The sequence below is a fragment of the Bacillus sp. NMCN1 genome (assembly GCF_002998085.1).
Lineage (GTDB): Bacteria > Bacillota > Bacilli > Bacillales > Bacillaceae > Bacillus.
In genome coordinates this window covers 123,291-135,542 of record NZ_PVQL01000001.1, presented here as the reverse complement: position 1 = coordinate 135,542, position 12,252 = coordinate 123,291, and the positions used below count along the sequence as shown (strand labels likewise).

General features: G+C 40.9%; 10 protein-coding genes. 4 read left to right on the top strand and 6 right to left on the bottom strand.

What is annotated here, in order from left to right; genetic code table 11:
- Positions 1 to 126 precede the first annotated feature (126 nt).
- On the top strand, positions 127 to 1,272 hold the full coding sequence (locus C6W21_RS00770) for a serine alkaline protease SapB (protein ID WP_106048931.1): 1,146 nt from the start codon (positions 127 to 129) through the stop codon (positions 1,270 to 1,272).
- Positions 1,273 to 1,315: 43 nt separating this feature from the next.
- Here C6W21_RS00770 and C6W21_RS00765 read toward each other — a convergent pair whose 3' ends face one another.
- Entirely contained in the window at positions 1,316 to 2,599 is a 1,284-nt protein-coding gene (locus tag C6W21_RS00765; RefSeq protein WP_106048930.1) for a M48 family metallopeptidase, read from the bottom strand.
- A gap of 177 nt (positions 2,600 to 2,776) precedes the next feature.
- Here C6W21_RS00765 and C6W21_RS00760 point away from each other — a divergent pair, with 177 nt between their 5' ends.
- Entirely contained in the window at positions 2,777 to 3,184 is a 408-nt protein-coding gene (locus C6W21_RS00760; protein WP_106048929.1) for a YhfM domain-containing protein, read from the top strand.
- 117 nt (positions 3,185 to 3,301) lie between these two features.
- Here the strand turns inward: C6W21_RS00760 and C6W21_RS00755 are convergent, their stop codons facing one another.
- The 3 genes from C6W21_RS00755 to C6W21_RS00745 form a co-directional block, all read right to left on the bottom strand.
- Positions 3,302 to 4,855, bottom strand: coding sequence for a fatty acid--CoA ligase family protein (locus C6W21_RS00755; RefSeq protein ID WP_106048928.1), 1,554 nt, complete (start codon positions 4,853 to 4,855; stop codon positions 3,302 to 3,304).
- A 171-nt stretch (positions 4,856 to 5,026) separates the two neighbouring features.
- The gene (lplA, locus tag C6W21_RS00750; RefSeq protein ID WP_106048927.1) at positions 5,027 to 6,016 is read right to left on the bottom strand and encodes a lipoate--protein ligase; all 990 of its coding nucleotides are present in this window, start codon (positions 6,014 to 6,016) and stop codon (positions 5,027 to 5,029) included.
- A gap of 2 nt (positions 6,017 to 6,018) precedes the next feature.
- The gene (locus C6W21_RS00745; protein ID WP_189318161.1) at positions 6,019 to 6,762 is read right to left on the bottom strand and encodes an MBL fold metallo-hydrolase; all 744 of its coding nucleotides are present in this window, start codon (positions 6,760 to 6,762) and stop codon (positions 6,019 to 6,021) included.
- A gap of 156 nt (positions 6,763 to 6,918) precedes the next feature.
- Between C6W21_RS00745 and yhfH the strand changes: the two genes are divergently transcribed.
- Positions 6,919 to 7,056: a protein YhfH gene (gene yhfH, locus C6W21_RS00740; RefSeq protein ID WP_008359029.1), complete on the top strand. Its 138-nt coding sequence runs from the start codon at positions 6,919 to 6,921 to the stop codon at positions 7,054 to 7,056.
- A gap of 339 nt (positions 7,057 to 7,395) precedes the next feature.
- Positions 7,396 to 8,685 carry a glutamate/proton symporter GltT gene (gene gltT / locus C6W21_RS00735; RefSeq protein WP_003211494.1) on the top strand — a complete coding sequence of 430 codons (1,290 nt, stop codon included), beginning with the start codon at positions 7,396 to 7,398 and terminating at the stop codon, positions 8,683 to 8,685.
- 33 nt (positions 8,686 to 8,718) lie between these two features.
- On the opposite strand, the gene C6W21_RS00730 is transcribed toward gltT, so the two are convergent.
- Together C6W21_RS00730 and C6W21_RS00725 are read right to left on the bottom strand one after the other, a co-directional pair.
- Positions 8,719 to 9,768 carry a M42 family metallopeptidase gene (locus C6W21_RS00730; RefSeq protein WP_106048925.1) on the bottom strand — a complete coding sequence of 350 codons (1,050 nt, stop codon included), beginning with the start codon at positions 9,766 to 9,768 and terminating at the stop codon, positions 8,719 to 8,721.
- Positions 9,769 to 9,911: 143 nt separating this feature from the next.
- Positions 9,912 to 12,221: a YhgE/Pip domain-containing protein gene (locus C6W21_RS00725; protein ID WP_106048924.1), complete on the bottom strand. Its 2,310-nt coding sequence runs from the start codon at positions 12,219 to 12,221 to the stop codon at positions 9,912 to 9,914.
- Between the last annotated feature and the right edge of the window lie 31 nt (positions 12,222 to 12,252).

Genomic DNA, 12,252 nt, shown 5'->3' with positions numbered 1-12,252 from the left:
AAAAATTCGGGTCTACTCTTATTTGCCTACTTCCCTTAAACTGAATATACAGAATAGTCAAACAAATCATTCTTATAGACTACGAATGACTATTCTGAAATAAGAAAAAAGGGATGTGGATTGTGAGTGAAAAAGAAAAATGTGATGACAAGTGTTTTATTGGCTGTCCCTCTTCTGTTTTCAGCAGGGTTTGGAGGCTCCATGGCAAATGCCGAGACGGTCTCAAAGTCAGATAGTGAAAAGAGCTATATTGTTGGCTTTAAAGCCTCTGCCTCCACAAACAGTTCTAAGAAACAAGCGGTCACTCAAAATGGCGGAAAACTTGAAAAGCAATATCGTCTCATTAATGCCGCACAAGTGAAGATGTCCGAACAAGCCGCAAAAAAACTTGAACATGACCCTAGCATTGCTTACGTAGAAGAAGACCACAAAGCAGAAGCATATGCACAAACCGTCCCTTATGGAATCCCTCAAATCAAAGCTCCAGCTGTACACGCTCAAGGTTATAAAGGCGCTAATGTCAAAGTAGCTGTCCTTGATACTGGCATCCACGCTGCACATCCTGACTTAAATGTTGCAGGCGGTGCCAGCTTCGTCCCTTCAGAGCCAAATGCCACCCAAGACTTTCAATCACATGGAACTCACGTAGCCGGAACCATTGCAGCCCTTGATAACACAATTGGTGTTCTTGGGGTCGCTCCAAGTGCTTCCCTATATGCTGTTAAAGTATTAGACCGAAATGGCGACGGACAATATAGCTGGATCATTAGCGGTATCGAATGGGCAGTAGCCAATAATATGGATGTCATCAATATGAGTTTAGGCGGACCAAACGGTTCAACAGCGCTTAAAAATGCCGTTGATACAGCAAATAACCGCGGAGTCGTTGTTGTGGCGGCCGCAGGTAACTCAGGTTCCACTGGCTCTACAAGTACAGTTGGCTATCCAGCAAAATATGATTCTACCATTGCCGTTGCCAATGTAAACAGCAGCAACGTGAGAAACTCGTCTTCCAGCGCAGGTCCTGAATTAGATGTTTCTGCACCTGGTACTTCTATTTTAAGTACAGTACCAAGCAGTGGATACACATCTTATACTGGAACTTCTATGGCGTCTCCTCATGTAGCAGGAGCAGCAGCGCTTATTCTTTCTAAGAACCCGAATCTATCAAATTCACAGGTTCGCCAGCGCTTAGAAAACACGGCAACACCGCTTGGTAACTCCTTCTATTACGGAAAAGGGTTAATCAACGTTCAAGCGGCTTCTAACTAAACAAGCGTCAAAAAATCCGGCTGATTCAGCCGGATTTTTTTATTCATTGCTTCCTCGATGTTTCCTCTTTTTCCGCTGCTTTTTCCATGTCCATGATTCTCTCCATCATGGTTGGGTGCCCGTAGCGGAATACCTTCACTAAAAATGGTGGATTCACTTGAGACAGCCCTGATTTTGCAAGCTTTTGAAAAGAGGTCACTCCTGCTTCCCCGTCTTTTGTCAGGTTTACCGCATATTCGTCAGCTGCTCGTTCTTGATGCCTTGAAACTGCATTTGTAAAAGGTGAAGCTGCAAATGACAGCATCGATACAATAATGAGAAGAAGCGGAAGAGCAGCGATGTCATGTGGCACCTTCAGCCGAAATGGGACTGCTCCCTTTTGATAAAAATAAAAATAAAGACGGTCGATTGCAAAAAAACCGGCAAGCGACAGCACTAGATATCCTGCTAATCCTATATAGACATGCTTCATGACGTAATGTCCCATTTCATGTGCCATGATAAATAAAATTTCGCGATCTTTCAGCTTTTGCAGTGTCGTATCCCATAACACAATTCGCTTATTTTCACCTATCCCTGTGACATAAGCATTCATTGTATTCGTTTTCTCAGACATATTGACCTCATATACATGATCTGCCGGGATATTTACTTTGTCTGCAAGCGTTAAGATCTTGTTCTCAAGCGCTTGATCCTTCAGTGGATAAAAATTGTTATATAACGGATCAATGACGACCGGCTGTATAAAGAAAAGGAACAGCGTGAATGGAACTGTCAAACACCAGGCATAAAGCCACCAGCGTTTTCTTCTTTTTTGAATGAGCCAAAGGAATACAATTGCACATAGGGCAAGAAGTGGATATTGAATCCAAAAATCCAGTATTTGATCTTTAAACCAGCTTGCCGTACTTTGAGCAGATACTCCGTAGTGCAAAGACAGCTGATAGCCAATCCACTTAATGGGCAATGAAATCAGCATTGTCAAAAGCGACAGCACAAACACATATACAAGTTTGCTTAAAAATGTGAAGCGAGCTGCTGCCAGGCTCCAGTCTGCTAATTTTCGTGAAAACCCTGAAATGAGCAGAAGAAAAAAGACATACCAATCTAATGGAATTGTCATGAAATACAGCAAATTACGTATGTTTGAGAAATTCTCACTGATGACAAGCTCATGGCTTGTCATAAAGGTATGCGGATCTGCACTTGTTCCTTTTACACTTTCAGGAACCGATGAATCCCCAAATAGAAACAAATAAGAATAAATAAAAAGACCGTACAATATGTATGCTACCGTTGCAAGAGCTACCCATTTACGTACTCGCACAGGTCAGCCTCCTTTCCTTCCCTCTCTCTATTCTAATCATTCATTTTTTTGTTTAGAACATGTCTCATGTGGCTCCATCATAGCATGCCCCATCTGAAAAAGCTTTCGCGAAAAAAATGATTATGCTACTTGAAAATCGGAGATGCTACATATAAAACAGAGAGTTGGAGGATCAAAATGAAGAAAATCCTTGCAGGAGTTGTGATCTTTGGACTTTTACTTATTACCTTCTTTTATGTGTTCAGCCGGACGAGCGAAATCTTTGATGAGAATCGAGCAGAAAAATTGCTGCTTTCACCTGCAAACGAGTCCATTTCTTATGAAATAGATGATAAGGACACAGCAGAAGATTTAATAGAAGAATTAAACAAAGGCAAGCAAACAAGTAATCATCTCAAGAAAAATTTAAAGGAACCAGATTATATCGCCAAGGTGATGTACGGCCGAACAAATGGCACCACCTTTCAGCTCTGGACGAGCCGTTCACAGGTCGTTTTTTTAGTAAGTGGGACTTATTATGAACTGAATCAAAAACAGTCTAATTCTTTTCAGAAACAGTTAAAAGAAGCGATTCAAAAGGGCTAAAATGATTTTTATTTTAGCCCTTTGTCTTCTTTTCAGCGTGATAGAAAACTTTTTCAGACGTGAATGCGAGGGTTTGTCTACACGCTGAGGGAGTCTCCTCATAAGAGACTCCCTTTTTTATTTACTTTCCTCTGCTTGATACTTTTCCTTTAGTGCTCTTCTTAAAATTTTACCTGTTGTGTTCTTTGGAATATTATCTATGAAATGGATCGTTTGGGGCTGCTTATATTTCGCTAAAAAGCGTGAACAATGTGTGATGATGTCTTCGTGATTGATGTGAGCATGTTTCTTAGGGGAAATGTAACAGACGACAGCCTCTCCGGTGTTCGGATCTGGCACACCGATGACGACGGCTTCTGCTACAGCTTCATGTTGATAAAGCACTTCTTCTACTTCTCTTGGATACACATTATAACCGCCAACGAGAATCATATCCTTTTTCCGATCAACAATATAAATGTATCCTTCTTCATCTCTTCTCGCTAAATCACCGGTGTACAGCCAGCCGCCTCTTAGTGCAGCTTCAGTATCTTCTGGCATTTGATAATAGCCTTTCATAATGTTTGGTCCTTTTGCTATCAGCTCTCCGACTTCATTTGGACCGACTTCTTCTCCCAGTTCATTCACGATCTTATTCTTCACATTCATAATGTCGGTCCCAACTGAACCGGGTTTTCTTTTTCCATCAAGAGGATTGAATGCAGTCACTGGGGAAGCCTCTGATAATCCATAGCCCTCCAGCACCGTGACACCAAATTTTTTCTCAAAACCGTGAAGTAAGGCGACAGGCATTGAGGCACCGCCTGATATACAAATCCTCACTGAGGACATCGCTTCCTCGTGTCCTTCCTGGCGGTACAAATAGTTATACATAGTGGGAACTCCAACAAATAACGTTGGCTTCTCTTTTTCCATCATACGCAAAAGCTCTGATGGGCTGAAATGCGGAAGGACATAAATGGTCGCGCCATGAATCAATGGTGCATTCATACAAACCGTTAAACAAAATACGTGGAACATCGGCAATGCGGCAATGACCTTGTCCTTTTTATCAATGGATAGGTACTCAGCGACGTCTCTGGCATTTGAATAAAGGTTGAAATGAGTCAGCATCGCACCTTTTGGTTTACCTGTCGTGCCAGATGTAAATAGAATCACTGCCGTATCGTCCTGATGAATAGAAGGATGCACGTTCTCTTTCGCATGACCAGACACAAGCTTTCCAAAGAAGACAAGACGATCAGATACTTCCTTAAAACTTGATCTGCATGCAGATTCATTTTCTGCACAAATAATCACCCGTTCAATAGACGGAAGCTGTTCGTACACCTGCTCGTATACTGGCAGCAGTTGTTCAGGGGCAACAATGCCTTTTACATCACCTGTAATCAGCATATAGCCAATTTCACTAGGCGTGTATGTTGGATTGACTGGTACTACGATAAGCCCTGCCTTTAAGGCACCAAAAAAAGAAATGACAAAATGCGGTGAATTTCCTAAAATAAGCGCGATATGATCACCAGCTTGAAATCCTTCGCTCACTATTCCATCTGCAAATCGCTCGATACTTGTCATTAGCTCTCGATAGGTCCACTTTTTTCCTTCAAAGATCAGTGCGATATTTTCTCCCTTCTTCATCGCCGTCTGCTCTAGATTTTTGATCAAATCCATTCTCCCACCCCTTACATGTCTTCAATGAATGAATAACCATTCATTTTATGGCCAAACATTCCTCCTTTCTATTATAATAGACAATCGAAAAAATCCACAAGATCAAATATGAATCGCTTTCATTTCTTACAATCAAAAAAGCACCGCTATCTCTAGCCGTGCTTTTCCCTCTTAATAAATCAAATCAAGAAAATCCTCTTTTGATACATTGCCGAAATAGTGGCGCATGTCCATATCTTCTAAAACGTCACTGATCGTTTTGCGATCATATTGCTGCCCAATGAGTCTTTTTTCAATATCAGCAATATCCCCTACACCAAAGAAATCACCAAAGATTTTGCAGTCTTGGATGCTGCCTTTTTTCACTTCTAATCGAAGATCAATGGAGCCTGCTGAGAATCTTTTAGAATGCTGTAAATTAAATTTCGGTGAACGGCCGTAGTTCCATTCCCACTTTTGATATCGATCCCGAGAAATCTCGTGAATCTTTTCCCAATCCTTCTCAGTCAACTGATATTGAGGGACATCCCCATTCGTATCGAAAATGTAGCTTAAAAGAATTTTTCTAAATTCTTCTGTTGTCATCTTTTGATCCATCAATTCACTAATATTGGCAACCCTGCTTCTAATAGATTTAATGCCTTTTGATTCAATCTTTTCTTTTTTCACATTTAAAGCCGAAACGACATGTTCAATTTCTGAATCAAATAAAAGCGTGCCATGGCTAAAAATACGTCCTCTTGTAGCGAACTGGGCATTTCCAGAAATTTTCCGACCATCTGCCATGATGTCATTTCTGCCGCTTAATTCAGCTTTGACGCCTAGCTTTTCAAGCGCTTTGATGACTGGCTCCGTGAACTTTTTAAAATTATGGAAGCTGTCCCCGTCATCTTTTGTGATAAAGCTGAAGTTTAAGTTTCCTTTGTCATGGTAAACTGCGCCACCACCGGACAGTCGGCGTACAACTTTGATGCCGTTGTCTTCCACATACTTCGTATTGATTTCTTCTATTGTATTTTGGTTCTTTCCAATGATAATCGACGGCTGGTTAATATAGAACAGCAAATACGTTTCTTCTGGATCTAAATATTTTAAGCAATACTCTTCAATTGCTAAATTAATCATTGGATCATAATGTTGTTCGTTATCGATAAACAGCATTTCTATCTTCCTTCCTTGTTCCATCTAAGCCCTGAATGGGCAAGGTGTATATTGCCAGTATATAACGCCTGTGCTTCATTGACTAGGTCTTTATGACGACCAAAATGGGGCAGATGGGTGATGATGAGCTCCCCAACATTTGCTTCCTTTGCAAGCTTGCCCACCTCTGTACTGTTCATATGTCCTGCACCCAATCCGTCCTGTCCAGCGTAAAAATTGCTTTCAGCAATCAGTAAATCCGCATCCTTGCTAAATGGAATAAATGCGTCCTGATAACTTGAGTCTGCTGTATACACCACCACAGCACCCCCTGCCTGAATTTTCATAGCATAGCATTCTGCCGGATGAACCGTTTTCAAAAAATCAATTTGAAATGGCCCAATTTGAATTCCCTCTTCTGGCTGATAAGCCTCTGCCTTAGTATGTACACCATCCGCAAGCCGCCCAAATGCTTCATGATTACCCGTATGTCCATAGATCCGAAGCGGACCGTTGCTTTTTCCTAAATGATATCCCACTAGCTTCGCATATTGGAGTGGTCCGATATCTGCAATATGATCGTGGTGATAATGAGAAAGGAGAACAGCATCTAGTTCTTCTATATCAATGTATTGCTGCAGTTTGGAAAGAACACCGCTCCCGCAGTCTACAAGCAGGCGAAAGCCATCTGATTCAAAAAGGTACCCTGACGTCGCTTCACCAGCGGCCGGAAACCCTCCGTAGCATCCAATGACAGTTAATTTCATCATCATTTTTCCCTCCTTTTCTAAAAATCCCCTTCTTACAATATACCCATTTTTCATGAAAAAAGCATTCTTTCCGCCTATTGTTACAAAACAGATTGACAATTATCAATCTGTTATAATACAATGATAACAACAAAACGTATTGGAGGATGACAAATGCTAGGAAAAATCACTGAGTTTTTTAGAAATTTGCCCTCAAAGAAATGCACAAAATGTGGAAATGATTTAATGGAACAACACGAGTGTTACGGTAATGAATGTGAGGAATGCTCACAAGTAAGTTATCTTAAATAAGGTAAAAAATTGAATTAAAAAGCACTTTTTTCCTCCATCGTCAGTTGGAGTCAAAAGTGCTTTTTATTTTTTCTGAAAAATAGGTAAAAAGGTAAAACCCTTGTCCTAAAAGGTTTTTTTAGTATTTTCATATGATGAGTTTTAGTTCTGAAGGCACTTTTTATTGACTTGAATCAATAAAGGAGGTTCTAAATGTTCATTTTTTCAAATAATTTTGTATTTTCTTAATATAATTTAATCGTGGACGAATCTATTTAATTTTAGTTATACTTTAATTCATATATTAAAACTTAATATGATGGGAATATTCCTTTAATGAATATGTTAGGGAGGAAATCTATGAAAAAATTAAAATTTGGATTAGCTACACAAATCCTAATCGGTCTTATTCTCGGTGTCGTTGTCGGGGCAATCTTTTTCGGTAACCCAGGCGTTGAGACTTATTTAAAACCAATTGGAGACTTCTTCTTAAGACTCATTAAGATGATTGTTATACCAATTGTCGTATCTAGCTTAATTTTAGGTGTTGCAGGTGCCGGTGATGGTAAAAAAGTAGGGAAACTTGGTTTTAGAACTATTCTTTATTTTGAAATTATCACAACATTTGCGATTATTCTTGGTCTTGTGCTTGCAAACTTTGTTCAACCTGGTGCAGGCGTTGACTTTGGAAATACGGAAAAACAAGATATTAGCCAGTATGTTGAAACGGAAAAAGAGCAAAGCAGCAAATCAGTTGCTGATACGTTCCTTCATATCGTTCCAACGAACTTCTTCCAATCATTGGCAGAAGGTGATTTGCTTGCGATTATTTTCTTCACTGTGTTATTTGCTCTTGGCGTTTCAGCCATTGGTGAACGCGGCAAACCAGTGCTCGCCTTCTTCGAAGGTGTATCACACGCCATGTTCCATGTCGTCAATGTTGTGATGAAAGCTGCACCATTTGGTGTCTTCGCACTCATTGGTGTGACTGTATCAAAATTTGGTCTTGAATCTCTTATTTCATTAGGTAAGCTTGTAGGTCTTGTTTATTTTGCGCTCGCTCTCTTCCTTATCGTTGTATTCGGAATTATTGGAAAGATGATTGGCGTCAATATTTTCAGATTTCTTGCTTACATGAAAGACGAAATGCTTCTTGCCTTTAGTACATCCAGCTCTGAAACAGTTTTACCAAGAGTTATGGATAAAATGGAGCGCATCGGATGTCCAAAGGGAATTGTTTCTTTCGTTATCCCAATCGGTTATACGTTTAACCTGGACGGCTCTGTCTTGTATCAAGCGATCGCTGCGCTTTTCCTTGCACAGGTATACGGCATTGACCTTACGATCGTCCAGCAGCTCACACTTGTTCTTGTGCTGATGGTGACATCTAAAGGAATGGCTGCCGTTCCTGGTACTTCCTTTGTTGTATTACTCGCCACATTAGGAACGATTGGTGTACCTGCTGAGGGTCTTGCATTTATTGCAGGTGTGGATCGTATCATGGATATGGCGCGAACAGTTGTTAACTTAACAGGAAATGCACTTGCAGCTGTTGTGATGTCTAAATGGGAAGGGCAATATGACCCTGAAAAAGGACATCGCGTGATGACTGGACAAGATGTACCTGAACCGACTCAGCTTTCAAGCTAATCAAAAAGAACCCCTTCTATCGGGGTTCTTTTTTTATGCCGTGATTAATGCTGATTGAACATAGTGATAAAGAAGATTCGCTGTATGGACAAGGGAATCCTCATGCGTTCGTTCAAAAGCATGCGAGGAATCTATGCCAGGACCAATCAGTCCATGAATGATATCATGCCCTGCTCTAATCGCTGCTGATGCATCAGAGCCGTAATAAGGGTAAATATCTAGACGGTAATCAATGTGATTCTTTTCTGCTAATGCGGCTAAATGCTTGCGTAATCCATAATGATAAGGACCGCTTGAGTCCTTCACACAAATAGATACACTGTATTCATCTGTCGATTGGCCATCGCCAATAGCCCCCATATCAACAGCGAGGTATTCCACCGTTTCTTCTGGAATATTGGAATTTCCACCGTAGCCAATCTCTTCATTATTGGAAATTAAGAAGTGCGTCGTATGCGGCAATGTGATGTTTTCCTTTTGAATGCGGTGGATAAGTCTCAGCAAGAGCGCCACACTTGCCTTGTCATCAAGATGTCTAGATTTAATAAAACCTGAAGACGTCACTTCCACTCTCGGGTCAAACGAGATAAAGTCTCCTACTTGAATGCCAAGTGCTTTGACATCGTCTGCATTTTGCACCTTTTCATCGAGTCGGATCTCCATATTCTCTTGGTTTCGTTTTGCTTTTCCCGCATCCGCATAAACATGAACTGACGTTTGATGCATGAGAATGGTTCCTGTGTATGTATGGCCTGAAGCGGTTTCAATTTCACAGTATTCACCTTCGATTGAGTTATACTGAAAGCCTCCAATCAGTGCAAGACGAAGCCGTCCATTTGATTTAATTTCCTTTACCATCGCACCGAGCGTATCGACATGTGCTGTCAGCATACGGTGCTCCTTGTCGTCTGTTCCTTTGATTGTGGCAATTAAGCCGCCCTTTCGATTTCGTTTTGTCTCAATATTTACATCTTGTAAAAAGCGTTCAACAAAGCCGATCACCTTTTCTGTATTACCTGACGGACTTGGGATTGATACGAGCTTTTGAATCAGCTGAACGGTTTCGTTTACTTCAGTTGTCATTCGGCATTTCCTCCTTTGTCTGAAAGCAATTCCTTCCATGTATGCCTTTTATAGCATCTCTTCTTAAAATATATCGCTTCGGGTTCAAGATGTCGAATTTCAAATCAAAAACCCTTCCTCTATAAAGAGAAAGGATTCATTGATTAAGCTTCGTCTTGTTTCATTTTTCTTACGTTCCAAGCAAAGTATGCGGTTGTTGCCGCCATCATGATGATCGCAACTGTTCCAAGAATCGCTGCTTGTTGCCATAAATAGCTGTCATCACCGCTTGCAATGATCGTTCTAAATCCATTGATTGTATACGTCATAGGAAGCAGGCTATGAATGACTTGGAAGAATTTCGGCACAAGCTCAAGCGGGAATGTACCAGCACTTGCTGCGAGCTGAAGAACTAAGATAATGACGGCAATGAAGCGTCCTGGGTTCCCCATTGTTGTCGCTAGCAGCTGAATGATCGCTAAGAATGTTAGACTGACGATGATCGCAAAGAGATAGAAGCGCCATAGGCTTTCCACCTCAAGACCAAGCCCAAAGATGAGCATAGTACTTGCAATGACTGCTTGCAAGATACCGACAAGCAGGAGCACGCTATATTTGCTGACAAACCATTCAAACGCATTTCTAGGGCGCCCAGCAGGGTCTTTCATTGGGAATACAACAGTGAGCATCAGAGCCCCAACAAAGAGTCCCATGGATAAAATATAAGGCGTGAGCCCTGTTCCATAATTATCAATCTTCTTCGCTGTATCATTTTCTGTTTTAACTGGGCTAGCAATCATATTGTAATTGTCTTGCCCAGCATCAATTTCTCCTGTTTCATCAGCGGCGCTTTTCAATTTATTGGACAGCTTACCTGTACCGCTCTTTAAATCTCCCAATCCTTTATCAAGCGATTTTGAGCCTTCGGCAAGCTTAGATGTATTGCTTTGGATATTGGTTGAACCACTTTCCAGCTTATTTAACGCTGCGCTCAGCTGGCTTGATCCATTTGCAAGCTTATCCGCTCCGCTTTTCGCTGTATCAAGCTTTCCATTTGCTGTTTGCAGGCCATCTTGTAATTGGCCTTGACCTGTTTGAAGCTTCAGTGCACCTTGATACAATTTATTCGTACCAGATGTCATTTGATCGATCGCATTTTGTATCGCGACTGTAGACGTGTACAGCTGTTCCGTTTTCTTTGGCAGCTGTTTGACTTGCTGCAGCTGTGCTTTTGCAGAAGCAACCGCAGATTGAACCTCACTTGCATCAGGCAGTTCCTGCAAGGCCGCTAAGCTTTGTTCAAGTCCAGACAGATCAGGCAGTTCGATTTTAGGCAGACTGTCAAGCTGATCCATTGCCGCCTTTTTCTCTTCATCTGTCATGGAGCTGTTTTGAATAATGCTTTTTACTTTAGCATCTCGATTTGATAATGCTTCTTTTAATGAAGCAAGTTTCGTACTGAACGTTTTTGCGTCTTTTTTCACCTGATCGAGTTTAGGCGCCATCTTCTCTAGATTCGCTAATTCTGGTGACGACAAGACTTTTTCTACTGCTGCAATTTTTTCCGAAAAGGATTGGGCTTTGTTGTTTAGCTGCTCAATGCCCGCTGTGAATTGCGGCATTTTAGAAGCAAGCTGCTGATGTCCTTCTTGGCTTGTGTTTAACCCTTCGGTCAATGTATCAATTCCTGTACCAAGCTCTCCAAATTTCTGATCAATGGTTTGATAGCCTGTTAATAGTTGACCAAGACCACTGTCTAGAGACTGTATGCCTGTGTTCAGTTCACCCATTTTCCCTGCGAACTGATGAACACCTTCGCTATAGGTTAACGTACCTTCTGCCAATTTGGCTAAATTGTCTTTTAACTTTGTACTTCCATCTTTTGCGTTTTTTGTTCCTTCATCAATTTTCTTCGCACCATCGCTTGCTTGATCTAATCCTTTTGCAATCGTTTTGAAGTTATCAAAGATGACCTCAGCATAATTTTTTGTGACTTCCTTTGAAACCGAATCTTTTAATTTGATAATGGCATTATTCGCAATTTGTGACGCAGCATAGTTGGCGCCTGGATTCGTATAATATTTCAGATTCGATTTTTTCGGATGTTTATCTAGCACTGTACTTGCATTTTTCGAAAAATCCTTTGGTATTTCCACAACGAGGTAATAATCTTCGTTATTTAATCCCTTCACGGCCTTTTCTTCACTATCGACAAAGTTCCATTTGAAATTATCGTTTTTCTTTAGTTCCTTCACTAAATCATCGCCAACATGAAGGGTTTTCCCGTCATAATGACTGCCTTCATCTAAGTTGACAACCGCTACAGGCAGTTGATCAACTGTACCATATGGATCCCAATATGCTTTTAAAAATACACCACTGTAAATCAGCGGAATAAATAAGACAGCTAAAATCGGGATCAGTAGTTTTTTGCTCGTTACAATGTCTTTCCATTGATTCCGAATTAAATTCATTGCTGTTTTCCTCCCATAGATGAATGACTAA